This window comes from Pseudomonas oryzihabitans (assembly GCF_006384975.1).
GTDB lineage: Bacteria > Pseudomonadota > Gammaproteobacteria > Pseudomonadales > Pseudomonadaceae > Chryseomonas > Chryseomonas psychrotolerans_B.
This window is the reverse complement of the sequence record NZ_CP021645.1, coordinates 5,028,234-5,051,677: the sequence shown is the minus strand read 5'-3', so window position 1 is coordinate 5,051,677 and position 23,444 is coordinate 5,028,234. Positions and strand designations below refer to the sequence as shown.

The 23,444-nt window shown below is 66.3% G+C and carries 19 protein-coding genes and 1 tRNA gene; 7 read left to right on the top strand and 13 right to left on the bottom strand.

Annotation, left to right across the window (positions count from 1 at the left end; all coding sequences use genetic code 11):
* Positions 1-540: 540 nt before the first annotated feature.
* Together CCZ28_RS22765 and CCZ28_RS22760 are read left to right on the top strand one after the other, a co-directional pair.
* Entirely contained in the window at positions 541-4,569 is a 4,029-nt protein-coding gene (locus CCZ28_RS22765) for a bifunctional nitrate reductase/sulfite reductase flavoprotein subunit alpha (protein ID WP_140221003.1), read from the top strand.
* Positions 4,570-4,808: 239 nt separating this feature from the next.
* Positions 4,809-5,249 (top strand): Lrp/AsnC family transcriptional regulator, encoded by a 441-nt coding sequence (locus CCZ28_RS22760; protein ID WP_167509273.1) that lies wholly within the window; start codon positions 4,809-4,811, stop codon positions 5,247-5,249.
* On the opposite strand, the gene CCZ28_RS22755 is transcribed toward CCZ28_RS22760, so the two are convergent.
* From CCZ28_RS22755 to CCZ28_RS22730, 6 genes are all read right to left on the bottom strand, one after another.
* A complete protein-coding gene (locus tag CCZ28_RS22755; RefSeq protein WP_140221001.1) occupies positions 5,215-5,895 on the bottom strand; it encodes a phenylalanine--tRNA ligase beta subunit-related protein in 681 nt (226 codons plus the stop codon). The genes CCZ28_RS22760 and CCZ28_RS22755 overlap by 35 nt on opposite strands.
* Entirely contained in the window at positions 5,888-7,129 is a 1,242-nt protein-coding gene (locus tag CCZ28_RS22750; protein WP_140221000.1) for an ATP-grasp domain-containing protein, read from the bottom strand. Before CCZ28_RS22750 ends, CCZ28_RS22755 begins: the two co-directional genes overlap by 8 nt.
* A 10-nt stretch (positions 7,130-7,139) precedes the next feature.
* Complete coding sequence (locus CCZ28_RS22745; protein WP_140220999.1) at positions 7,140-8,318, bottom strand: MFS transporter; 1,179 nt, start codon at positions 8,316-8,318, stop codon at positions 7,140-7,142.
* The gene (locus tag CCZ28_RS22740; protein WP_140220998.1) at positions 8,315-8,659 is read right to left on the bottom strand and encodes a Rieske 2Fe-2S domain-containing protein; all 345 of its coding nucleotides are present in this window, start codon (positions 8,657-8,659) and stop codon (positions 8,315-8,317) included. Before CCZ28_RS22740 ends, CCZ28_RS22745 begins: the two co-directional genes overlap by 4 nt.
* Before the next feature lie 3 nt (positions 8,660-8,662).
* A complete protein-coding gene (locus CCZ28_RS22735; protein WP_240795195.1) occupies positions 8,663-9,880 on the bottom strand; it encodes an iron-containing redox enzyme family protein in 1,218 nt (405 codons plus the stop codon).
* A gap of 322 nt (positions 9,881-10,202) precedes the next feature.
* Complete coding sequence (locus CCZ28_RS22730; RefSeq protein WP_205894613.1) at positions 10,203-11,123, bottom strand: LysR substrate-binding domain-containing protein; 921 nt, start codon at positions 11,121-11,123, stop codon at positions 10,203-10,205.
* Between the two features lie 135 nt (positions 11,124-11,258).
* Here CCZ28_RS22730 and CCZ28_RS22725 point away from each other — a divergent pair, with 135 nt between their 5' ends.
* The 3 genes from CCZ28_RS22725 (at position 11,259) to CCZ28_RS22710 (ending at position 14,187) form a co-directional block, all read left to right on the top strand.
* The gene (locus CCZ28_RS22725) at positions 11,259-12,164 is read left to right on the top strand and encodes a TauD/TfdA family dioxygenase (RefSeq protein WP_205894612.1); all 906 of its coding nucleotides are present in this window, start codon (positions 11,259-11,261) and stop codon (positions 12,162-12,164) included.
* Positions 12,161-12,754 carry a LysE family translocator gene (locus CCZ28_RS22720; protein ID WP_140220995.1) on the top strand — a complete coding sequence of 198 codons (594 nt, stop codon included), beginning with the start codon at positions 12,161-12,163 and terminating at the stop codon, positions 12,752-12,754. The genes CCZ28_RS22725 and CCZ28_RS22720 overlap by 4 nt, the downstream gene beginning before the upstream one ends.
* A 533-nt stretch (positions 12,755-13,287) precedes the next feature.
* Positions 13,288-14,187 carry a LysR family transcriptional regulator gene (locus CCZ28_RS22710; RefSeq protein WP_140220994.1) on the top strand — a complete coding sequence of 300 codons (900 nt, stop codon included), beginning with the start codon at positions 13,288-13,290 and terminating at the stop codon, positions 14,185-14,187.
* Here the strand turns inward: CCZ28_RS22710 and CCZ28_RS22705 are convergent.
* The 3 genes from CCZ28_RS22705 to CCZ28_RS22695 are packed head-to-tail and all read right to left on the bottom strand — an operon-like array spanning position 14,155 to position 17,408.
* Positions 14,155-15,189 (bottom strand): carbon-nitrogen hydrolase family protein, encoded by a 1,035-nt coding sequence (locus CCZ28_RS22705; RefSeq protein WP_140220993.1) that lies wholly within the window; start codon positions 15,187-15,189, stop codon positions 14,155-14,157. The two genes, CCZ28_RS22710 and CCZ28_RS22705, sit on opposite strands and share 33 nt — an antisense overlap.
* A gap of 54 nt (positions 15,190-15,243) precedes the next feature.
* A complete protein-coding gene (locus tag CCZ28_RS22700) occupies positions 15,244-17,088 on the bottom strand; it encodes a solute symporter family protein (RefSeq protein WP_140220992.1) in 1,845 nt (614 codons plus the stop codon).
* Entirely contained in the window at positions 17,085-17,408 is a 324-nt protein-coding gene (locus CCZ28_RS22695) for a DUF485 domain-containing protein (protein ID WP_167509272.1), read from the bottom strand. The genes CCZ28_RS22700 and CCZ28_RS22695 overlap by 4 nt, the downstream gene beginning before the upstream one ends.
* 375 nt (positions 17,409-17,783) lie before the next feature.
* Between CCZ28_RS22695 and CCZ28_RS22690 the strand changes: the two genes are divergently transcribed.
* Positions 17,784-18,941 carry a Fic family protein gene (locus tag CCZ28_RS22690; RefSeq protein WP_140220990.1) on the top strand — a complete coding sequence of 386 codons (1,158 nt, stop codon included), beginning with the start codon at positions 17,784-17,786 and terminating at the stop codon, positions 18,939-18,941.
* A 17-nt stretch (positions 18,942-18,958) separates the two neighbouring features.
* Here the strand turns inward: CCZ28_RS22690 and CCZ28_RS22685 are convergent.
* The 3 genes from CCZ28_RS22685 to CCZ28_RS22675 form a co-directional block, all read right to left on the bottom strand.
* A tRNA-Sec gene (locus CCZ28_RS22685) sits at positions 18,959-19,054 on the bottom strand.
* A 9-nt stretch (positions 19,055-19,063) separates the two neighbouring features.
* Positions 19,064-20,977, bottom strand: coding sequence for a selenocysteine-specific translation elongation factor (gene selB / locus CCZ28_RS22680; protein WP_140220989.1), 1,914 nt, complete (start codon positions 20,975-20,977; stop codon positions 19,064-19,066).
* A gap of 89 nt (positions 20,978-21,066) precedes the next feature.
* On the bottom strand, positions 21,067-21,954 hold the full coding sequence (locus CCZ28_RS22675) for a LysR family transcriptional regulator (RefSeq protein ID WP_140220988.1): 888 nt from the start codon (positions 21,952-21,954) through the stop codon (positions 21,067-21,069).
* Positions 21,955-22,063: 109 nt separating this feature from the next.
* On the opposite strand from CCZ28_RS22675, the gene CCZ28_RS22670 reads away from it, so the two are divergent.
* A complete protein-coding gene (locus CCZ28_RS22670) occupies positions 22,064-23,050 on the top strand; it encodes an aldo/keto reductase (protein WP_140220987.1) in 987 nt (328 codons plus the stop codon).
* A 46-nt stretch (positions 23,051-23,096) separates the two neighbouring features.
* On the opposite strand, the gene CCZ28_RS22665 is transcribed toward CCZ28_RS22670, so the two are convergent.
* Positions 23,097-23,414, bottom strand: coding sequence for a DUF2288 domain-containing protein (locus CCZ28_RS22665; RefSeq protein WP_140220986.1), 318 nt, complete (start codon positions 23,412-23,414; stop codon positions 23,097-23,099).
* Positions 23,415-23,444 lie beyond the last annotated feature (30 nt).

Below are 23,444 nucleotides of genomic sequence, written 5' to 3'. Positions count from 1 at the left end.
AATAAAAAGGCGCCTGAAACCTTGCGGTCTCAGGCGCCTTTGCCTGTTCTCTGTAAGGAGGAGCCCTTGGCTCTGCTCCGTGCCCGTCGCCTGCAGTGGCAGTCGATCGCCGTTGATCGACCGGGCGACCCGAATTGGCGGGTCTGCCAAGGCTCCTGCATCGGCTGTGCCAGTTTTGCGCCGGCGCCTGGAAATCCCCAGTTGGCGCGGCCTGTAGAGTCCGCAGACCAGGTTGAAGCGGAAAACGCCGGGCAGCCAACTGGAACCAGAACGGTGCAAGACCTCGCCCGTTTGCCCCGTCGCGGCGCACCGAGCCCGTGCCGGGTGACACCTTCGCGTTCGTCATCCTGACCCCGCGAGGCCAGTACCTATGCGCCTCGCACCGCCACGCGAGGCGAACTGGCGCGGGCCTTGCTAAATCCCGTTCATGGAACGGTCAACGCCGATCGCTCCCTTTCACGACAAAGGCGCCGTGTTCGCTTCCCCTCGGGGACAGCGACCGGCGCCTTTTTGCTTTCCAGCTTTCGAAGGATCCTCGCCATGGCCACTACCCACCTCAAGAGCGTCTGCCCCTACTGCGGCGTCGGCTGCGGGATCGTCATGCAGGTGGAAGACGGCCGCGTGACCAAGGTCAGCGGTGATCGCGACCATCCAGCCAATCGTGGCCGCCTCTGCACCAAGGGCAGCACCAGCCACCAGGCGCTGGTGGACAGCGGGCGCATGGAGCAGGCCTATATCAGAGGCGACCGCTCCCACGAACCGGTACAGACCGGTATGGACCAGGCCATCGCCGCCACCGCCGAGCGGCTCCGCGCCATCCTCGACCGCGACGGGCCGGACGCCATCGCCTTCTATATCTCCGGCCAGATGTCGCTGGAAGCCCAGTACTTGGCGAGCAAGCTGGCGCGCGGCTTCATCGGTACCAACCAGCTCGAATCCAACTCGCGGCTGTGCATGGCCAGCGCCGGCACCGGCTACAAGCTGTCCCTGGGTTCCGACGCCCCGCCCGGCTCCTACGACGACCTCGACCGCGCCGACCTCTTCCTGGTCAGCGGCGCCAACATGGCCGACTGCCATCCCATCCTCTTCCTGCGCCTGCTGGACCGGGTAAAGAGCGGCGCCAAGCTGATCGTCATCGATCCGCGGCGCACCGCCACCGCCGAAAAGGCCGATCTGTTCCTGCAACTGCGGGCGGGCACCGACCTGCTGCTGCTCAATGGCCTGCTGCACCTGCTGCACGCCGAGGGCTATCTCGACGAAGCCTTCATCGCCGCCCATACCGAAGGCTGGGACGCCATGCCGGCCTTTCTCGCCGACTACACCCCGGCGCGCGTCGCGGCGGAAACGGGGCTGGCCGAGGCGGACATCCGTACCGCCGCCCGCTGGATCGGCGAGGCCGGCGAATGGACCAGCCTCTGGACCATGGGCCTGAACCAGAGCACCCACGGCACCTGGAGCACCAACGCCCTGTGCAACCTGCACCTGGCCACCGGTAAAATCTGCCGGCCGGGCAGCGGCCCCTTCTCCCTCACCGGCCAGCCCAACGCCATGGGCGGGCGCGAGATGGGCTACATGGGCCCCGGCCTGCCCGGCCAGCGCAGCCTGCTGTCCGCCGCCGACCGCAGCTTCGTCGAGCAGGCCTGGGGCGTACCGGAGGGCACCCTGCATACCCGCCTGGGCAAGGGCACCGTCGCCCTGTTCGAGGACATGGCCGCCGGCACCGTCAAGGCCTGCTGGATCATCTGCACCAACCCGGTCGCCAGCGTGGCCAATCGCGCCACCGTCATCAAGGGCCTCCAGGCCGCCGAGCTGGTGATCACCCAGGACGCCTTCCTCGACACCGAGACCAACAGCTACGCCGACATCCTCCTGCCCGGCGCCCTCTGGGCCGAGGCCGATGGGGTGCAGATCAATTCCGAGCGCAACCTGACCCTGGCGCAACAGGCAGTCAGCCCGCCCGGCGAGGCCCGGGCCGATTGGCGGATCATCGCCGACGTGGCCTGCGCGATGGGCTATGGCGAGCACTTCGCCTACGCCTCGGCCGCCGAGGTGTTCGAGGAGATCACGCACTTCCACAATCCCCAGACCGGCTACGACCTCCGTGGCGCCAGCCATGCGCGCCTGCGCGAAACCCCGCTGCAATGGCCCTGCTCCAGCACGGAGAGCGCTCCGCGCCAGCCGATCCGCTATCTCAACGACGGCCGCAGCCAGACCCTGCGCCTGGACGAGTCGGGCGAACCGACCGCGCTCAACTTCGCCACCCCCAGCGGCAAGGCGCAATTCTTCGCCCGCCCGCACCTGGATCCGGCGGAATTGCCCGATGACGACTACCCCTTCGTGCTCAACACCGGCCGCTTGCAGCACCAGTGGCACACCCTGACCAAGACCGGCAAGATCGCCGCCCTCAACCGCCTCAACCCGGCACCCTTCGTCGAGGTGCATCCCCAGGATGCCCAGGCGCTGGAACTCAAGGACGGCGACCGCCTGGAAATCACCTCCCGCCGTGGGCGCGCCGTCTTGCCGGTGACGATCAGCGACCGGGTCCAGCCCGGCAACTGCTTCGCCCCCTTCCACTGGGCCGACGTACACGGCGCGGACCTGGCCATCAACGCCGTCACCAGCGATGCCATCGACCCCCTATCCCAACAGCCGGAACTCAAGGTCTGCGCCGTACGCCTGACCCGCGTCGCCACCATCCCTCACCACCAGCTCCCCATCGACCAAGCCGTCACCGAGAGCACCCGCCAGACCGCCCTGGAGCGCCTGGCCGAACTTACTGGCGTGGCGACCGCGGTACGCCCTCAACTCAGCGCCGCCGAACGCACCTACCTGGCCGGTTTCCTGGACGGCCTGCGCGACGGTGGCCTCCAGGGCGTACCCTGCCTGCCGGTCCAGGCGCCGTTGGCCGCCGACACCCGCCTCTGGCTCGACGGCCTGCTCGCCGGGCTGTTCAGCCGCCTGCCCGAAAGCCAGAGCGCCAGTCTGGCCCCGGCCCCCACGGCTCCGGCCGACCTGGTGGTGCTCTGGGCCTCCCAGACCGGCAGCGCCGAAGCCCTGGCCGAGCGCTGCGCCACCCAACTGCGGGAAGCGGGGCTGGCGGTGGAGCTGCACGACATGGCTGCCTATGCGGTGGAGCGCCTGAGCGGTGCCCGGCGCGCCCTGCTGGTCAGCAGCACCTTTGGCGACGGCGAGGCCCCGGACAACGGCCAGGCCTTCTGGCAAGGGCTCAGCCGCCTCGACACCTCGCTCGCCGAGCTGGACTACGCGGTGCTGGCCCTGGGCGACTCCACCTACGACCAGTTCTGCGGCCACGGCCAACGCCTCGATACCCGCCTGGCCGAACTCGGCGCCCGCCGCCTCTGCGCGCGACTCGACTGCGATGCCGACGGTCACGACCGCGCCGACGCCTGGCTGGCCGGGCTGCAAAAGCTGCTATCGCCTGCCGCGAGCAGCATCGCCGCCAGCACCGCCCCGGCGAATCGCCCAGCCCCGGTGCCGGCGCGGCTGGTCATCAATCAAAGACTCAACGGCGCCGGCTCCAACAAGGAGGTCCGGCTGTTCGGCTTCGAGGCCGAGCAGCCCCTCGCCTATCAGGCCGGTGACGCCCTCAGCGTAAGGGCGCGCAACTGCCCCGAGCTGGTGGACGAGATCCTGACCCTGACCGGGCTCGACGGTGAACAGCCGGTCACGGTGCCCAAGGTCGGCGAGCTGTCTCTGCGCCAGGCGCTGGCCGAGCACTACGAAATCGCCCGTCCCAGCAACGAAACCCTGGCCCTGGTGGCCGAACGCAGCGGCCATGCCGACTGCCGCGCCCTGCTGGCGGCCCGCGACGAATTGAAAAGCTGGCTCTGGGGCCGGCAACTGGCCGACGTCCTGGCCAGCTTCCCCGCGCGTCTCGCCGCCGAGGAACTGCTCGCCAGCCTCAAGCGCCTGCAACCGCGACTCTATTCCATTGCCTCCAGCCCCCTGGCCCACGCCGGCCAGGTGCACCTCACCGTCTCGGCGGTGCGCTACGGCACCCGCAAGGGCGTGGCCTCGACCTTCCTCGCCGATCGCCTGCAAGACGCCACCACCGAGGTCCACATCCAGCCGTCGCGCCATTTCCGCCTGCCCGAGCAAGGCGACGTGCCCCTGATCATGATCGGCCCCGGCACCGGCATCGCGCCCTTCCGTGGCTTCCTCCACGAACGCCGTGCCCGTGGCGATAAGGGCCGCAACTGGCTGTTCTTCGGCGAACAGCACGCCGCCCACGACTTCTACTATCGCGACGAACTGGCAGCCTTTCAGCACGATGGCACCCTGAGCGAACTCAGCCTGGCCTTCTCCCGCGACCAGGCCGAGAAGATCTATGTGCAGGATCGCCTGAGGGAACGCGGCGCCGAGGTCTGGCGTTGGCTGCAGGACGGCGCCCGCGTCTATGTCTGCGGCGACGCCAGCCGCATGGCCAAGGACGTCGACCAGGCCCTGCGCCAGGTGGTGGCCCGCCACGGCCAGCTCAGCGAAGAGGCCGCTGCCGACTATGTGCGCGGGATGAGCGAGCAGAAGCGCTATCTGAAGGATGTGTACTGAGCCCGCGGCGACGCTCCTCGCGGGATAGCGCCGCAGCTCCAAGGCTCGCAGAGGCACGCGCCTTCCCGCCGTACCCCACGAAACGGCACGCCGCGCCGGAGGGCATTGCGTCGGGGTGCGGTTCTCGTGCCCGGTGCTATGCCTTAGACTGCCGGCGCGCACGCCAGGCCCTGCCTGTGTGTTTCTTCATGGAGGAATCCCCGGGACGCGTCCGGGATGCACTACGAGCGAGTTCACCAATGTCCGGCCTTGATAGCATTGACCAGAAGATTCTCCAGATCCTGACGGCCGACGCCCGCACCAGTATTTCCGAGATCGCCCGGCGCGTTCACAAATCCCGTACCGCCGTCGAATCCCGCATCGAGCGGATGGAAGCCCAGGGGACCATCCTCGGCTATACCGTGCGTTGCGCCGCGGACAGCCACTGTGGCCCGGGCCACACCTCGTTCATGCAGTTCGTCAACAACGGCACCGACGTCTGCTCCCAGGTCTGGGACAGCATCAAGGATCACCCGGGCGTGCTCGAAGCCTATTCGCTGTTCGGCAACGTCGACATGCTGGTGCGCTACGACCACGTCACCATCGGCAACGTGGTCGACTTCAAGGAAACCGTCCTGGCGACCGGCCTGGTGCGCAGCGTCGTCATCATGCCGGTGCTGCGACACTGGCAACACCAATAGTGACGGGTACCGGCCAGGCCTGAACGTCGGGGCAGGTTATCTTCACCAGCTCCAGCGCCAGGTCCAGTACCTGGGCGTTGAACTCCGCGCTGGTGTCGGCATGGCCGAGAGAGACCAGCAGTAGCCCCTGGGTCGCCTCCGTGATGCGAAAGCCATCGGCGTCCACGTCGCGGCTGCCGATGCAGGCCAACACCTCCGCGCCAATACCATACACCAGGCTACCGGCGGCTATGGGCAGCGTCCGGCTCTGGAACAGCGGCAGGATCCGCTCGCCAGGGCGCGCCAGGCGCAGCTCCAGCGCCGCAGGCCGTTGCTCCAGGGCATGGCCGCCCAGGCTTGCGCCATAGGTCAGCGCCGCCACGTTGTAGGCATCCACGACGTTGTTGATGGACAGCGGTCCCTGTTCAAGGCAGCGATCGATCAGCTTGAGATTGGCCGGTTTGGTCTCGGGAAAGCCGAGCAGACTCAGTTGCGTCCCGTAGCCCCTGACGTGGGGACTGCCGACGAAGGCCGCGTAGTTCTCCCGCAGATAGTCGAGTTGCCTGAGCATCGACGGCCGATAGACCTCGGTCTCGAAGACCCGCACGCCTTCGAGATACAGGGCGCGGGGCTGCAATCGGGCCAGCATGGCCTGGACGTCACTCACCGAGACACCCCTCGAACAGTTGCCGCACCTGGCGCTCGTCCCGGTCGAGTTCCTCTTCCCCGGCAGCTGCCAGCCAGACGATACCCGGACAGCTGGCCAGGTCACGCGTCAGCGGCAAGGCTTCGTCGGGCTCGGCGAATGGCTTGAAGCCGCGAAAACTCGGGATGGCCTGCAACGCCGCGAAACGCTGCTCGTCCGTCGCCAGGCGCGCGCCCAGGCGGCGGTTGATCAGGAAGACGATGCGTCCCGGGCGGATCAGCCGGCTCGCCGCCGACGCGGGCTCGAAGCCCAGATAGGCCTCGACCGCGACCGACAGCAGATCCGGGGCGTAGCACTCCTGGAACAGACTGGGCGCCACGCCCCCGTGCAAGCGGGCACCTACCTCGATCATCACCGGACCGTCGGCGCTGTCGAGCAACTCCATGTGCACCGGCCCGAAGCCGATATCCAGGGCCTTACTGCAGGCCCGGGCATAGGCGATCAGGTCCGCGAAGCGTTCGTCGCGCGGGTCGAGCACCTCGAGACCCTCGTAGACGAAGCGGGAACCATTGTGCTCGGCCTTGCGATAGCGACTCAGACCGACGACCAGGGTACCCGCCGCGGAAGCCACCAGATCGACCACATATTCCGGGCCGGAGACGAAGGCCTGCACGAGATAGCCGCTGTTGCGTACCCCCAGCGCATTGATCCGCCCCCATTCCAACCAGCGCAGCGCCTGTTCGAGCGCCTGGCGGCCCTCGATGAACTCGACGCCATCGGTCATGAAGGAGTTGTTCGGCTTGATCACGAAGCGCTCCCCCTGCCCCAGTTGCGCCAGGGCCCGCCGTGTGTCGCCCGCCTCGCTCAACTTGACCGTGGGTATGCTGCGCAGTCCCGCGGCCGCGAGTCGCTGCTGCATCTCGAACTTGTCGCGCCGCCACGCCAGGGTGGCCGGGTCGTTGCCAGCGACGCCGAAATGCAAGGCGAGCCGCTCCGCGGCCTCGACGCCGAGTTCGCTGCCCGCCACCACGGCCCGCACACGGGCCGCCGGAATGACCTTCAGGCACTCCGCCAGGCTCAGCAACTCGCGGCCCTCGAACGCGTGCCCGGAAAAGCCGTCGACGAAGCGCGCCGGGACCGAGGATGACGACAGGACCGCATAGCAGCGATATCCCCTGGCGCGGAACAGGGGGGCGTACAGCGCCCCCGTGGAGAAGGGATCTACGATGATGACGATGTCTCTAGCCGGATTCATGTTCTTGATCTCATTGAGCGAGTGCGGCACGCGGACGATGCATGCGGGTCAGCAATACGGCGCCGAGCAGCAGGCCACCCACCCCGACGAAGACGTGGGGAGCGGCGCCTGGGCCGAAGGCATACTCGCTGCACAGCAGGCCGACGCCGAGGGGCGCTGCCGACTGTAGGAAGATGAAATAGACGGAGCTGGTGGCCGCCAGCCGATTGGCCTGCTCCGTGGTGGTCGCGGCCTCGATCATCTGCTGGCGTAGATCGATGCGCAGCGTATTGATGCCGAAGCCGATCAGCAGGCAGATCCCCATGGAGACCCAGGGCAGCGGACTGAAGGCGAGCAGATAGTCGCCCACCACCAGCAGCCCGGCCCAGAGCAGTACCCGGCCACGTGGCCAGGGCAGGATGGCGGCCAGGAAGGCGCCCACCCCGGCGATGCCGCTGGCCAGGCCGAAGTCCGCCGAACTCCAGCCGTGCAGGCGCTGGTAAACCAGCGGAATCAGGGTGTTGAAGGCGCCAATATGGAAGCCGATCATGCCCAAGGCCAGACACAGCAGCGTGACGCCGCGCCCACCCACGTCGCCCAGCCCGTCAGGGGCCGCACTGGCGTCACGCCGCACCACGGGCGCCGGTGGCTGCCGGTCGGCGGGCAGCACGGCAGCCACGCCAGCCGTCAGCAACGCCAGGCCGGCCACGGCATAGACCAGCACATCGAGCGACGCCCGGTCGAGCACCAGGCCGCCCAGGAAGGCCCCGGAAAAGGCGCCCAGTTGAAAGGCGGTCTGCATCCAGCGCGCCGAGCGCTGGCTGTCCAGCAGGCCCGCCAGCACCTGCTTGGTATTGGCGGCCTCGTAGGCGCTGGTGGTCATGTAATTGAGCACGCCCACCAGCACCGCCGCTACCACGAACCCGGCCAGCGTCTGCAGCAGGCCCGCCAGCGCGATCAGCAGCAGGCCGCCATACACGCCGCCACGCAGCAGGACCACGCGGCGCACCGACAGCCGGGTGCTGTCCAGCGCCGGGAAACTGCGCCGGATCGAGAAGGGAATCAGGGCGCTGACCCCGAGTAGCGTACCCAGCAGCAGCGGCGAACCGGTGACCCGCAGTGCCGCCCAGATCAGGCCGATCAGCAGCGCCATGTCCGCCAGGGCGGACAGCGCCACCACACCATAGAAACGAATGACGGCGGGCTTCATGACGAAGTCTCCCGCGACGCCGCCCCGCTCGAGACGCCCGGCAGGAACTCGTTCCACAACAGGGCCTCGTCCTCGCGGGTGACGAAGCTGACCGTGTCGCCGGTACGGATCACCGGCAACCCCTTGGGCTCCAGACGTGCCACGGCATAGGCGTTGTCGTGCCAGGGGCAGACCACCTTGGCCTTGCACGCCGAGGCCGCGCCCAGGTGCAGAGGGCCGCCGCGATGCGGGCATTGACTGGGCAACAGGGCATAGCTGCCATTACGGTCGAAGGCGAAATAGTCGACCTGCCCGGCGCGTACCCGATTGAAGCTGTGCCTACCAACGGTAAAGATCTTCATCTTCTACTCCAGCCCCGTCACCAGATAGCAGCAGTTCTCGGACAACACCCGGGTCCCATGGAGGACGCCCTTGGGGATGACGATGCTTTCGCCCTCCTTGAGCAGGATGGATTGGTTCGGCGCCGCGACCAGTTCGATCAGGCCGGAGCGCACGCTGAACAACTCCGCCATGGGATGGGTGTGCAGTACCGACAACTCGTGCTGCGGCTCGACGAAGACGGCGCTGTGGCGATCCTCGTGGCCTTTGGGAAAATGTTCCCGGGCCAGGTCCCGGTACTTGGGCAGGTTGTCCTGCCATTCGAGGTTGCGGAACAGATCCTCGTCCGCCACGTCCTGCAATAGGCGAAACTCTTCGAAACCGCGCAGGATCTCCGGCAGGATCTGCACGCCATGCTGTTGCACCAAGGGCACGATCAACTTTTCCAGCGCCATGCGCCCATGATGCTGATCGATATGATTGTGCTCATCGAAATACAGCGTATCGAAGTCAGCGCCGAATCCGGCCTTGACCGCTTCGGCCTGATTACGGGTCACGATGGCCAGACTGGCCTCGGTGAAATACATGGCGCCCAGATAACGGAAGAACTTGCTGTGATCCAGCGAGACATAATGGAAGTAATTGATCAGCGACAGCGAAGACGCCGTATAGAACTGCCAGTAGGTATGCAGATGGGGATCGAGATCGGCGGCCACCATCAGTCGTTCGAAGATGGTGCTGTGCTTCTTCTCGTGGACACCGTAGCCGTATTCATCGATATAGATCTTAAACAGTTCGCTGGTATAGGGCCCGAAGTTACCCAGGACATTGCGCCCCATCGCCGAGGCTTCGCTGAGGAAATCGCCCGAGCACTGCACCAGGTAGTACCTGGCTGCCTCCCGGGGATTTTTGGCATTGCGGATGGCCTTGACCAGGCCCGACGGCGCCTGGCGGATCCGCTGCAGCACCTCGTCGGTATAGGCCACGAAACTGTCCAGGTCCCAGTCGCCGGACAGGGTGATCTCGTCGTTCAGCCAGCCGAAGGCATGCCGTTCCAGCGTCGGCCGCAGCAACTCCAGGGCCATGCGCAACTCGCCGCTATAGAAACTGTTGAATTGATCCAGCGCGAGGGAACGTCCCGTCGGTAGAAAGACGAGATCCTGTTCATAGCGATTGAGCAATAGCCGTTGCGCGGCGAGGTAACTGGGCTTGCCGAAACTATCCTGGCGTAGGCAAGTCTTCAATTGAGCGAGAGTAATATCTTGCGGTCTGACCGGCCGCTGATAAGGGCCGTCCACCAGGAAACTGTCCGGCTGCCCGAGAAGAGGATGACCTTTCACAAGGTTAAGCGCGCTCTCCAAAAGAGCATCTTCCAAGTGTATCGCGAGCATATTCCACTATCCTTGCAGGCAAATTAGCCAAACTATTATTTCGGTTAATTCGCATGCCTTGAATAATGAAAACGCCTGTTTTCCTAGTGAAAACGAGCATCCTCTAGTGAATTTCACTAGCCGCTTTGCTAGCTATTCAGCGTCGGCGAGCCCGCGCGCAAAGGAGTGCGACGCGTCAATCCAGGAAGATCAGCCCTTCCAGCCTGGGCAAGACCGGCGCCACCGCGCCCAGGTGGTCCCGCAACCCGGCGAGGACGTCATGGGCCTCACTGCGTCTGGGCCAGACCAGGTAGTAGCTCAGCCCTGAGCGAACCACGGCGCGATTGGCGAACACCAGTTGCCCGGAGGCGATCTGATCCTGGACCAGGGAGAGGTCACCGATCGCCACCCCGAAGCCCTGGACCGCGGCCGAGATGCCCGCGTCCAGGGTTTCGAATCTTTTGCCGGCATGCCAGTTCACCTCGGCCAGACGACCGATCCGGTCCAGCCAGAGGCGCCAGTCGCGGCAATCGTGGGAGGCGTGCAGCAGCCCGTCCCCACCGAAGATCGGATCCTCGCCACCGCAGGCACGCTGATAACGCGGCGCGCAGACCGGCACCAGCCACTCATCGAACAGCCGTACGCTAGCGCAATCGCTGGGGAATTCACCGTCGGCCAGGATCACCGCGCAGTCATAGGGCTCGGAGCGAAAGTCGACGAAGTCGACGTCCATCCAGACGCTGGTCAACTGGACCCGATTTTCCCCCGTCGCCACCCGATACGCCTCGATGGCGGCCATCAACCAGCGCATGGTCAGGGTGGAAGGCGCCTTGAGCCTCAGACAGCCACGGCCGCTGCGCACCAGATCGCAGACGCCCTGCATGTCGGCGAAGGCCGAGCTCAGGTCCTTCGCCAGGATCAGCCCGGTAGGGGTCAGCTTCAGGCTGGGGCCCCGGCGCTCGAACAGCAGACAGCCCAAGTCCTGCTCCAGCGTCTTGATATGACGGCTGACCGCGCTCTGGGTGATGTTCAGTTCCTGCGCCGCACGGGTGAAGGACAGTTGCCGGGACGCACTTTCGAAGGCACGCAACGCATAGAGCGGCGGGAGGCGGGACATCCTTGGTCCTCGATAATGAGTTTGAATCATCCTTCCACCCAGTTTTATCCGTTTTTACCCCTGCGTCCAGCACCGGATGATGGCCGTCCTTGACGCCTTGGCGCGTCATGACTGCCTGGTTCTTCGAGACACAGTATGTATTTGGGATCAGTCTCCTTCGACGCCCTGCTGGACAGCGCCCTCCGTCAAGGTGAGCTCTCGGCCGCCGCCATCAGCGACATCCTCCATTTCCGCGTCTTCGGCAATCCCCAGGGCTTCCTGCTGCTGCCGAATCAGGACATTGGCAGCGTCCCGGCCACACCCGCTGACCGCCAGAGCCTGGCCAAGCCGGACTACCGCAGCGAATTGCTGCTGCTCCAGGCCACGGCGCTGCTCGGCGATCCCATCGGCTATCCCCAGGAATCCGACGGCAGCCTGATCAACAACTTCTTTCCCCATGCCGCCAACGCCCGCCAGCTGTCCTCGGACAGCTTCGACACCGAACTCGACCTGCATACCGAGAACGCCTTCCACGAGGTACCGCCGGACTTCCTGGCGCTGCTCTGCCTGAGGGCCGCACCGAACGACGATGCCATCACCTACATCGCCTCGGTAGACAAGATGCTCGAGGAGGTCGACGCCGAAACCACCGAGCTGCTGTTCGCGGAGCCCTTCAACTTTCTCTCCGACTACTGCCTGAGCGAAAAGAATTGCCGGATCGACCTGGGCCGGCACCGGCCAATGCTCTATGGCCAGCGCGGCAAGCCCTACCTCAGATTCGATCCGCACTTCATGCTCGCCCGCTCGGCCCGGATGCAACGGCTGATCGAGGAAATCAAGGAGATCGCCTGGAGTGTCGCCCAGCCGGTGCGCCTCGCGGCGGGCGACCTGCTGATCATCGACAATCGCCGCGCGGCCCATGCGCGCAGCGCCTTCCAGGCCCGGTTTGACGGTAGCGACCGCTGGATCCAGCGCACCTTCGCCATCTCCCACCAGCGCCAGTTGATCGGCGAGACGGGCGATCCGTCGCGGATCATCGGCTTGAGGCCCTATGCGCCATGAGTGAATATCTCAGCTTCGCCATCACCGTCTTCCTGCTGATCTCCTCGCCAGGCCCCATCGTCGCCCTGGTGGTCGCCGACGGTCGCCATGGCTTTCCCTGGTGGACGATCCTCGGCGGCGTGCTGTCCGCCCAGGTCCTGTTGCTACTGGCGCTGGGCCTGATCCACCTGGCCATCGGCATCGACCCGAAGCTGCTGCTGGCCGGCCAGATCCTCGGTGGTCTCTATCTGCTCTGGCTGGGTATTCGCCTGCTCAAGGCCGAGGCCGACGACCTGTCGAGCGCTCGACGCGGCAGCTTTCGGCGCGCCCTCCTGGTGGGCCTGTCCAACCCCAAGGACATCCTCTTCCTGGTGGCCTTCCTGCCGGCGTTCATTTCCCTGCAGGCACCGCTCGGGCAACAGGCCCCGGTGCTACTGGCGATCTGGGCCGCCATCGACCTGCTGGTGCTGGTCGCCTATGGCTATCTAGCCGGCCATATGCATCGGCTGACCCGCCTGAGTCGACTCACCCAGCACCTGCCTAGCGCCGCCCTTTGCCTGATTGGCCTGGCCTCCGTCGGCCTGGGCCTGCGCGCCCTCTCCCTCGGCTGAGGCCTGATACAGCGGTGCCTGGCGGCCACTGCGCGCGCGACTCCAGACGACCTCGTCGCTCAGTTCAGTCTCGATGAATTCGATGGGCAGGCCGCCGTGGTCGATCATGGCGACCCGGAAACCCTCGATGGGCTCATAGGGCCCGAGGATGACCTCCTGGCCGACCAGCGCCGCCGCCAGGTCGCTGACCTGGTAGGCCACATGGGGCTGGGTCTTGATCAGCGGATGCAGGGGGGAATCAGGCGTGAACCTGTGCCACTGAATAGGCACCGGGCCACTGAGGTCATCGCTGGTATACATCCCGACCCCAGCCGCGTAGCGCTCGCCCGGCAAGGGCTCCTGGGTGGGGATACCCAGGTGGTGAAGACGATAGGAAACCCCGGGCCGGCGCATCTAGCGATCCTCTTCGACATGGCGGGAAATGGCGGAAGGTAGCCAAGCGCCACTTTGGCGCACCCAAGCGGCACAGGATACTTGGCCGACGAGCGCGACGCTGCCAAGCTGGACGCGACCTCCACCGCCGATCCTAAACCATGCTCGCCAAACACCTGAACTGGGACGACCTGCGCATCTTCCTCGAATTGGCCCGCGCCGGCAGCCTGGCCCGGGCCGCCAAGCGGCTGAAGATCGACCAATCCACCGTCAGCCGGCGCCTAGCGCACCTGGAACAGGCCCTGGGCGCCAGCCTGTTCGAGCGCACGCCCAAGGGCTTGCAGCTCAACACCCTGGGTCACCAGGTCCTGGCCGCCACCGACCCCATGGACAGTGCCTACGCCGCCGCGCTGACAAGCCTCGGTGGCCAGGCCCGGGAGGTCGCCGGGCCGGTCCGCATCGGTACCATGGAAGGCATCGCCTCGCTCTATCTCACCCAGCACCTGCCGCGCTTCACCCTCAGCCATCCACGCATCACCCTGGAGCTGGTCACCTCCACCCAGCAACTGCACGTCACGCGCCGCGAAGCCGATATCTTCCTGAGCTTCTTCCAGCCCAGCGGCAGCGGCCTGGACGTGGAGCATCTGGGGCGCTTCGCCCTGCACCTGTACGCCTCGGCTCCCTACCTGGCACGCCTGGGCGAGCCGCGCACGGCGGCTGAGCTGAGCGCCCACGAATTCGTCGGCTACATCGACGACCTGGTGCAGATCGAGGCGGTCCGCTGGTTGGAAGAAGCCGTCCCCGACGCCCAGACGGTGTTCCAGTCCAGCAGCATGCTGGCGCAGATGTTCGCCGCCGCCGCCGGTAGCGGCCTGGTGCTGTTGCCCGAATTCGCCGGCGCCCAGCGCTTCGGTCTACAGCGCGTCCTCGCCCAGGAGGTGGAGGTCCGTCGCGACCTCTGGCTGAGCGTGCACCACGACCTGCGCTATGCGCCGCGCATCAAGGCCGTGGTGGGCTTCCTCCAGCAGCTATTCGCCAGCGATCCGCTCTACGCCTATTGAAGGCCAGTGATTGGGAGCACCGCTCTCGTCCTGCCAGCGCACCGGTTGGTGGCGACGGCGTTCCACCTTCAGGTCGAAGATATCGAAGCGGTTGTAGTAGCCGACCACGTCGTGGAATTGCTTGGGCTCGATGCAGCGATTGAGATCGAGGTCGGCGTAGAGGATGCCCTCCTCCTGCTGCAGCATCCCACCGATCTGGCTGCCGGTGGGGTCGAGGAACAGGGTGGCGCCGCGCGGCGTGTCATCGAGGATCGGCGCCACCGCCGGATCGCGGGCCAGGAGGAAATCACGCATGGCCGCATCCATGTAGCCGGCGCAGAGGATGCCGAAGGCCTTGGCCTCGAACGAATGGGCCCCCGCACGGATGCGGTTGGCGGCTACGTTATCGAAATTGCCACCCGCCGCCGGCGGACGCGTCGGCCACAGGGCCGGCCAGCAGGAGATATGCAGTTGCTCGCCCTGGGCCATCAGGGCATAGCGCGCCAGGGGGTTGGTGTTCTCCCCGCAGATCAGGGCGCCGATCCGGCCGATGCGGGTATCGGCCACCCGTAGGCCCTCGCCGTCGCCGGAGGCCCACACCAGCTTCTCGTAGAAGGTCGGCACCAACTTGCGGTGATGCACCAGCACGTCACCCTCGTCGCCGATCAACAGATTGCTGTTCCAGATACAGCCCGCGCTCACCTCGCTGCGCTCGCTGAAGCCGAGGGAGACGAACACCCCGCGACGCTTGGCCTCAGCCCGGATCGCCGCCAACTCAGGGCCGGCGGGATAGAGACTGTTCTGCACCATGGCTTCGAACAGGTCATGGTTGAGCAGCGGCGACCACAGCGCCGCCCAGATGGGAAAGGCCGGGATGTAGGATTCGGGAAAGACCACCAGCTCGGCGCCGTTGGCGGCGGCCTCGCGGATCAGGTCGATGGCCTTGGCGGTAGTGGCGGTTTTGTCCAGGAATACGGGCGCGACGTGGCACGCCGCAGCCTTGAGCGAGGCAAGAGAGGTCATGGCAGAGCCCTTCTAGGGAGGAAAGGACCGGGCGACACGCGTCGCCCGGCAGCGTCAATGGGCGACCGGGCTGTCGATGCCCAAACCGGTGTGCTGGCGCACCAGCATCTCGGCCCAGCGGCCTTCGCTGAGCGGATCGCGGCGCAGGAGCGACACCAGGATCACCAGCAGGAAGCCCAGCGGAATGGAGATCAACCCCGGATTGCGCAAGCTGATCAATGGCTGGGCCAGGCCCACCAGACTGGTCGCATCCGGGTCGATAGCGGCCACCGTTTGCCGCGCCTGGGCCTGGCTGGCTTCCAGGGCGATGCGCTCGGCTCCGGCCGGCAAGGTATCCAGGCGTTGTTGCAGCTGAACCACCCGCTGCTCCGCAGCCGCCCGTACGGCCTGGGGATAGGTCATGTTCGGCGAAACCAACACCAGGACCACCGCCGCGAGGGTGCCGCCGATCACGCCGGCCAGTACCCCGGCGGTGGTGCAGCGCCGCCAGTAGAGGGTCAGCAGCAGCGCCGGCAGATTCGCCGAGGCCGCCACCGCATAGGCCAGCCCCACCAAGTGGGCGACGTTCTGCCCCTTGGCCAGGATGCTCAGCCCGATGGCGATCAAGCCCACCGCCACGGTGGCCAGGCGGGCCGCCAGCAGTTGCTCGCGCTCGCTGACCTGACCGCCGCGAATAGCTCCCACATAGATGTCATGCGCCAGCGCCGAGGCGGCGGCCAGAGCCAGCCCGGCCACCACCGCGACGATGGTGGCGAAGGCCACGGCGGCGACGAAGGCCAGCAGGAAGTTGCCCATCAGGCTGTCGGCGCCACCGCCGAGGAATTGCGCCAGCAAGGGCGCCGCCAGGTTGCCACCCTTGTCGAAGCCGGCGATGGTCGCCGAGCCAACGTAATAGGCAGCGGCAAAGCCAATGCCGATGATGAACAGATGGCAGACGCCGATGGCCAGCATCGCCCAGAGCACCGAGCTGCGCGCCCGCTCGGCATCGCTCACGGTGAAGAATCTCATCAGCACATGAGGCATGGCCGCGGTGCCCAGCACCAGGGCCAGCCCCAGCGAGAATTGCTCTACCGGACTCTTCAGATAGAGGCCCGGCTCGAAGAAGGCCCTTGTCCCCTCCTGCCCCAGCGCCAGGATTGCCAGATAGCTGCGTAGCGTCGGCTCGGCGGCTAGGGTGCCGAGAAAGGTCGGGATACGAAAGCCGAACGGTGCCCAGGCCAGGGCCACCAGCAGGAAACAGGTAGAGATCAGCAGGACCGCCTTGATCAGCTGCACCCAGGTGGTCGCCAGCATGCCGCCGAAGAACACATAGATCAGCATCAGCGTCCCGACCAGCATCACCGACAGCTCGAAGGGCACGCCGATCAACGCCTTGATGATCACCGCGCCACCCACCACCTGGGGGATCAGGTAACAGATGGCCACCACGACACTGGATACGGCGCCCGCGCTCTTGGCTGCCCGGAAACCATTGCGAAAGGCCAGGACATCACCCAGGGTGTAGCGCCCCAGATTGCGGCAGGGCTCGGCCACCAGCAACAGCACGGGGACGAAGCCGACGAAGAAGCCCACCACATAGAGGATACCGTCGAAGCCATAGAGGGCGATCAAGCCCGAGACGCCGAGAAAGGCCGCCGCGGACAGATAATCCCCGGCGATGGCCAGGCCGTTCTGCCGGCCACTGATCCCGCCGCCCGCCGTATAGAAGGCGCTCGCCGAACGATTCTGGCGCGCCGCCCAGGCGGTGACCAGCAACGTCAGCAGCAGGATGGCGCCGAAGACGCTGAAGGTCAGGGTGCGATAGTCGGCGGTCACCACCGCCTCGGCGGCCGAAGCCGAAGGCGCCAAGGCCCAGAGCGCCAACAGCGCCAGCCCGGAACCGCAGAGCTGACGACTCATGGCGTCACCTCCTGCAGGTAACGCAGGCGTACCGCCTGCAACCGGGCATCGAGGGTGCGGGTACCGCGCAGATAGGCCACGGCCAGCAGGCCGCCCACGGGATACTGTGACAGCGCGAAGACCAGACCGACATTCAACTGGCCCACCAGGGCCTGCTGGAACAGTGGCTTGAGCAGCGAAGCGCCCAGGGGCAAGGCGAAGTAATAAATCGCCGCGATCACCATGAGCACCGTGACCAGCCGCGCCTTGGCGCGCGTGGTGGCGACGAACTCCGCATCACGGCTGATGAGTTCCCAGGGAAGGGTGGAAGGGGTGGACATAATCCGTACTCCAAACGACGAAGGACGGCAGAAGGCAAGGGCCGCGAGCGACCAGACCACGACGGCGTTTGCGAACGCTCTAGGACAGGACAACGTCCCCAGCATAAGGCCAAGGGCCAGCCGACCTGAGCAGCAATCGCGAAACGCCCCTTGCAGATTTGCAAGGGCAGAGCGAGCGTGGGAATGCCCGCAGAAGGAGTAGCAGTCGTCCCAACCAGGCCAGATTGCCTTCCTCGTCGTGCTCAACGGTATCTATTTATGCTGTTGAGCCATTAGAGATAATTTTTCCTTGATGCTTTCTGCATTGCCCAATTCAAAAGGCTTACAGAGGTATATTTGAAGATATCGCTTCAAGCTACTTGAGATAATCTCGGCATGCCTACGTTCCTGCACCACGACCTCGAACTGCTCAATCCGTCTTTCGACTCTCCTTTGGTCGACGTGCTAGCCGAACTGGAATACTTGCGTCGACTGAATCTGGCAGGGAGCACGCCACCTCAGGTCTTTTTCCAGCTCAAGTCGATCTTCCATATCCTGGAAAGCCTGGGTTCGGCACGGATCGAAGGCAACCACACGACGCTAGCTGACTATGTCGACAGCAAGGTTGAGGGGAGACAGAAGGCCAGCGACCAGTTACGGGAGGTCGCCAATATCGAAGCGGCCATGGATTACGTCGAAGAGGTCACCTCGCCAGGGACACCGCTGACGGAGCATTTCATCCGCGAGCTGCATGCCCTCACGGTAGTGGACTTGCGGCGCGAGGGCGACAGAACGCCCGGGACCTACAGAACCCAACCGGTCCTGATTGCGCAATCCGATCATCGCCCACCAGACGCCTTGCTCGTCCCGGAGTACATGCGCGAACTGGTTGACTTCGTCAATCGAGCCGATCCACCGAAGTACGATCTAATGAAGGTCGCCCTGGCCCATCATCGCTTCGGCTGGATTCATCCGTTTGGCAACGGTAACGGGCGAGTCGTCCGGCTGCTCACCTATGCGCTGCTGGTCAAGTATGGCTTCAACGTGGGTACAGCCAATCGGCTGCTGAACCCTACCGCCGTCTTTTGCAATGATCGTGAACGTTACTACGCGATGCTGTCCGGTGCAGACAGGGGTACCTTGGAAGGTCGCGAAGCCTGGTGTACCTACGTCCTGCAAGGCATCCGGGAAGAAATCGAAAAGGTCGATCGACTAACCAACTACCGCTACCTGCAGGAGCGCATTCTCAATCCGGCCGTGGCGCTCGCCCGCGAGCGCAGTTGGATCACTTCCGTGGAGGAAGCGGTTTTGAAGCTGGCGATCAAACACGGGCAGGTCAAATCCGCAGACCTGAGCCCAGCCCTTCCCAAAGGTCTCACCGCAGCCCAGCGGACCTATCAGATCAAGAAACTGGTGAGCAATGGCATGCTTTTGCCCATCAGCGCGAACGCCAGACAGTACACCCTGGGCTTCAGAAACAACTATCTGGTGCGCGGTGTAATGGCAGCCCTGACCGACGAAGGCTTCGTCCCCGCGCCGGTACTGCGTCCCTAGACCTTGCCCAGGAAAAATGGCGGAAGGCAGTGGGAGTCGAACCCACCCGGGAACGGCTGCCGTCCCCAACCGGGTTTGAAGCCCGGCCACGCCACCGGGCGTGATTGCCTTCCTCTGTTGCGCTAGCTCTCGGCGGCGCGGGCCCAGGCGCTGTCCGGGCGGACCCGGCGTTCGTCGCCGAAGCGACGGGTGAAGCCGATGCGATCCAGGCATTCGAGGATCTGGATGCTACGCTTGCGGCCGATGCCCAGGGCATCGCGGAAGGCCGCGGCGCGGATGATCCCGGCTTCGCGCTCCAGGCGCAAGGCCTCGCCGGCCGCGGCCTCCAGGCTCGCCTGAGGATAGAACAGATCCTTGACCACCTGGGTCAGTTCCCCCAGCCGGGCCAATTTGCGCAACAGCAGCCGCACGTCCGCTTCGGGTTGGCCGAGGCTCTTGGCCAGATCCCGGGTCCAGGGCGGATCGAAGCGCTGGGCTTCCAGCAGCGGCCAGAGCCGGGCCTTGAGCCCTTCCTCCGCCGCGGTGAGCCGCACCCGGTGATCGGGCAAATGCAGCCAGGGACCGCTGCTCTGCAGCCGCCCTTCGGCCAGGGCCGCCTCCAGCAGCGCCAGGTAAACCGGACGCTCCAGCTCCGGCGCGGCGATGCGGCGCAGGCGATCACGATCCGGGCCCAGCTCGTCGGGTTGCTCCTGGTGGAAGGTGGCGAGCGCCGCGCCCAGGCGATCGAGGGCGCTCTGCCACAGCGGCGCGGCGAACAGTCGGGGGCCGACCCGCGTCTCTACCCTCAGGGTATCGGCCGGTAGCTGCCAATCGCCCTCGGGCCGATTGAACTGACGAGCCAGCAGCCGTGGATCGAGGCCGCCGTCGGCCTGGGCCAGCAACTCGGGCAAGGCTGCCTCCAAACCGCCCTGGCGTAGCGCCTGGAGTTGCGCCAGGCGCTGCGGCGTCCGCCGATGGCGCGCCGGGGCGAAGGGATCGAGCAGCCAGGCGCCACCCAGGGTGCGCTGGGCGGACTGGTCGCGCAGCACCAGGCGATCGCCATGCACCCCGTGCAGTGGCGCATTGAGCACCAGCTGCGCCAGGGTCGTGGCGCCCGGCGCCAGGCTGTCGCCCTCCAACAGGGCGACCCGACCGGTGAGATCCTGGGCGCCGAGATGGACATGCACCGGTGCCCAGTGGGCCAGGTGGCGCGACTCGCCCGGCAGGAGGCGTAGTTCGACATCGATGCGGGTGGTGGGCGCATGCAGCGCCTCGGCCACTAGCCAGTCGCCGCGGGCGATGCTGTCGGTGCTCAGGCGCTCGCCGGCAAGGTTAAGGGAGACACGCTGGCCGGCATGGGCCGTCTCGGCGGCACGATTCTGCGCATGCAAGCCACGCACCCGCAGCCGCTGGCCACGCGGGGTGAGGATGAGTTCGTCGCCCACCGCCACCTGGCCGGCAAAGGCGGTTCCGGTGACCACCACCCCGGCCCCGGCGACGCTGAATACCCGATCCACCGCCAGGCGGAAACCACCCCGGGCATGGCGCGCGCGCCCCTCCCCCAGCGCCGCGAGCAGCGCTGCGCGTAGTTCAGGAATACCCTGACCGCTGGGGCTGGCCACCGGATACAAGGACGCTCCAGCGAAGGGACCGCCGCCGAGCAGCGTCGTCACCTCCTGGCGCACCTCGGCGAGGCGCTGCGTGCCTACCCGGTCGGCCTTGGTCAGGGCCACCAGCGCCCGCGAAATGCCGAGCAATTCGAGGATCGCCAGGTGCTCGCGGGTCTGCGGCATCACGCCATCGTCGGCCGCCACCACCAGCAAGGCCAGGTCCAGGCCGCTGGCCCCGGCCAGCATGTTGTGCACGAAGCGCTCGTGTCCGGGCACGTCGATGAAACCGGTCAGTTGGCCGTCGCCCAGGTCGGCGTAGACGTAGCCCAGGTCGATGGTGATGCCGCGCGCCTGCTCTTCACGGCGCCGATCACCGGCAATACCGGTCAGGGCCTGGATCAGCGCGGTCTTGCCATGGTCGATGTGGCCGGCGGTGCCGATGATCATGAGGGTGGCACCAGGCGGGGAAACATTGACATCAGGAGGGCTCCGAACAGCGATCAGACGTCCAGAGTAGCGGCGCCCGGCGACCTCGCCTAGCCGTGACGCTCGCGCAAAAAAGCGACGAAAGCCCGCAAGGGCGCGGGCAAATGGCGGCGATCCGCGTAATAGAGGCGCGGACCGGGAAAGGGGGTTGACCAGTCCGCCAGCACCTCCACCAGGCGACCGTCCTCCAGGGGCTCGGCCAGGTAGTCGGCAAAGGAGCAGATCAGACCGATGCCCTGCAGAGCACCTTGCAGCTCCAGGTCGAGGGTGGAGGCCAGCAGGCGCTGTCCCGGCTGGATCTGCACCCTCTCGCTGCCACGCTCGAAGCTCCAGGGCGCCACCAGGCCGCTGGCGAAGCGATGGCCGATGCAAGAGTGGCCCTGGAGTTCGGCGGGATGCTGCGGCACGCCGTGGCGTGCCAGGTAGGCGGGCGCTGCGGCCACGGCGAATCTCTGGCTGGCCGGCCCCAGGGGCACGGTGATCATGTCGCCTTCCAAATGCTCGTCGTAGCGCACCCCGGCGTCATAGCCGGCGGCCAGCACATCGATCAGGCTATCGTCCGCCACCACCTCAAGGCGGATACCGGGATAGGCCGCCAGGAAGGGCCCCAGCAGTGGCGGCAACAACACCCGGGCGACGATGGTGGGCACGTTGAGCCTGAGACTGCCCACTGGGCTCGCGCCCTCGGTGTTGATGGCATCCAGCGCCTCATGCACCTCGCGCAGGGCCGGCGTCAGCCGCTCCAGCAGGCGTTGGCCGGCATCGGTGGGGGTCACGCTGCGGGTAGTGCGATGCAGCAGCCGCACCTCCAGCTCTCGCTCCAGGCGGCGTACCGCATCGCTCAAGGATGAAGCCGCCACCCCACGCCGATAGGCCGCCCCACGAAAGCTGCGCGCCTCGGCCACGGCGGCGAAGGCCGCCAGGTCATCCAGGTTCATCGCGCCTCCACTGTACGGTAAGCCGAACAGGTCGTTGTGTAGAGACCGGATTATCGCACAGCGTTGTCATGGCTAGAGTGAAGACTCATTCCCTCACGAGGTATCCCTGATGCAACAGCGTCGCTTGGGCCGGCAGGGCCCGCAGGTATCGCTCCTCGGTCTGGGCTGCATGGGCATGTCCGACCTCTATGGCGCCGCCGACCGCGGCGAGGCCATCGCCACTGTCCATGCCGCCCTGGAGCGCGGCATTACGCTCTTCGACACCGGCGACTTCTATGGCATGGGCCACAACGAGCTGCTGCTGGGCGAGGCCTTGCGCGGCCGCCGCGATAGTGCCCTGATCAGCGTCAAGTTCGGCGCCCTGCGCGGTCCGGGCGGAGAATGGCTGGGCTACGACACCCGGCCCGCGGCGATCAAGAATTTCGTCGCCTACAGCCTTAAGCGCCTGGGCGTGGACCATATCGATATCTATCGTCCGGCACGCCTGGATCGCCAGGTACCCATCGAGGACACCATGGGCGCCCTCGCCGAGCTGGTGCAGGCCGGCTACGTGCGCCACATCGGTCTGTCGGAAGTGGGGGCCGCGACCCTGAAACGGGCAGCCGCGGTGCATCCGATCAGCGATCTGCAGATCGAGTATTCGCTGGTCTCCCGCGGCATCGAGGCGGACATCCTGCCGACCTGCCGGGAACTGGGTATCGGCATCACCGCCTACGGCGTGCTCTCCCGTGGCCTGCTCAGCGGCCACTGGCGCCAGCCCAAGGGCAATGGCGACTTCCGGGCCCACAGCCCACGCTTCCAGCCGAGCAACGTGGAGCGCAACCTGGCGCTGGTGGAAGGACTGCGGCAATTCGCCGAACGCCGGGGCACCACACCGGCGCGACTGGCGGTGGCCTGGGTCGCCGCCCAAGGCGAAGACATAGTGCCGCTGATCGGCGCCCGGCGCCGCGATCAGTTGGACGAGTCCCTCGGCGCGCTGGACATCACCCTGAGCGATGCGGATCGCGCCGAACTGGAACGCCTGCTGCCGCCAGGCGCCGTGGCCGGCGATCGCTACGGTGAACACCAGCTACGCGACCTCGACAGCGAACGCTGATCCCAGCCAGCATCCAGCGGCTCGCCTTGCGCGGGCCGCTGGCGTCTCAGCCCTCCCCGCGCTCGGCCGGACGCTCCTGCATCAGCACCCAGGGCGCCACCACCACCGCCCACAGCGCCACTTCCGGTGCGTCCAGCCGGCGCCGAGCCCGCGCTTCGTCGACCTTGGCCAGTTGCCCTTGCTGCAACCATTGCCCCACCCGGGCGGCATCGTCCTGGGTCACGGCGATGGCCGCGTCGATCAGGTCCAGCTCCGGCGCCACCTCGAGCAACACCCCCCGCGCAAAATGCGGTTGCAATTCCTCCCAGCCGATGGCGGCGGTCTGCCCGAGCAGGGTGGCATAGAGCGTTGCGTGATCGGTCATGGTGCTGGCCTCGCGAAAAGGGCGGATTCT

What these genes read in the sequence shown, in the direction of transcription:
- CCZ28_RS22765 (WP_140221003.1), top strand. Translation starts at nt 541, where the DNA reads ATGGCCACTACCCACCTCAAGAGCGTCTGCCCCTACTGCGGCGTCGGC.
- CCZ28_RS22760 (WP_167509273.1), top strand. Translation starts at nt 4,809, where the DNA reads ATGTCCGGCCTTGATAGCATTGACCAGAAGATTCTCCAGATCCTGACG.
- CCZ28_RS22750 (WP_140221000.1), bottom strand. Translation starts at nt 7,129, where the DNA reads ATGAATCCGGCTAGAGACATCGTCATCATCGTAGATCCCTTCTCCACG.
- CCZ28_RS22745 (WP_140220999.1), bottom strand. Translation starts at nt 8,318, where the DNA reads ATGAAGCCCGCCGTCATTCGTTTCTATGGTGTGGTGGCGCTGTCCGCC.
- CCZ28_RS22740 (WP_140220998.1), bottom strand. Translation starts at nt 8,659, where the DNA reads ATGAAGATCTTTACCGTTGGTAGGCACAGCTTCAATCGGGTACGCGCC.
- CCZ28_RS22730 (WP_205894613.1), bottom strand. Translation starts at nt 11,123, where the DNA reads ATGTCCCGCCTCCCGCCGCTCTATGCGTTGCGTGCCTTCGAAAGTGCG.
- CCZ28_RS22725 (WP_205894612.1), top strand. Translation starts at nt 11,259, where the DNA reads ATGTATTTGGGATCAGTCTCCTTCGACGCCCTGCTGGACAGCGCCCTC.
- CCZ28_RS22720 (WP_140220995.1), top strand. Translation starts at nt 12,161, where the DNA reads ATGAGTGAATATCTCAGCTTCGCCATCACCGTCTTCCTGCTGATCTCC.
- CCZ28_RS22710 (WP_140220994.1), top strand. Translation starts at nt 13,288, where the DNA reads ATGCTCGCCAAACACCTGAACTGGGACGACCTGCGCATCTTCCTCGAA.
- CCZ28_RS22705 (WP_140220993.1), bottom strand. Translation starts at nt 15,189, where the DNA reads ATGACCTCTCTTGCCTCGCTCAAGGCTGCGGCGTGCCACGTCGCGCCC.
- CCZ28_RS22700 (WP_140220992.1), bottom strand. Translation starts at nt 17,088, where the DNA reads ATGAGTCGTCAGCTCTGCGGTTCCGGGCTGGCGCTGTTGGCGCTCTGG.
- CCZ28_RS22695 (WP_167509272.1), bottom strand. Translation starts at nt 17,408, where the DNA reads ATGTCCACCCCTTCCACCCTTCCCTGGGAACTCATCAGCCGTGATGCG.
- CCZ28_RS22690 (WP_140220990.1), top strand. Translation starts at nt 17,784, where the DNA reads ATGCCTACGTTCCTGCACCACGACCTCGAACTGCTCAATCCGTCTTTC.
- selB (WP_140220989.1), bottom strand. Translation starts at nt 20,977, where the DNA reads ATGATCATCGGCACCGCCGGCCACATCGACCATGGCAAGACCGCGCTG.
- CCZ28_RS22675 (WP_140220988.1), bottom strand. Translation starts at nt 21,954, where the DNA reads ATGAACCTGGATGACCTGGCGGCCTTCGCCGCCGTGGCCGAGGCGCGC.
- CCZ28_RS22670 (WP_140220987.1), top strand. Translation starts at nt 22,064, where the DNA reads ATGCAACAGCGTCGCTTGGGCCGGCAGGGCCCGCAGGTATCGCTCCTC.
- CCZ28_RS22665 (WP_140220986.1), bottom strand. Translation starts at nt 23,414, where the DNA reads ATGACCGATCACGCAACGCTCTATGCCACCCTGCTCGGGCAGACCGCC.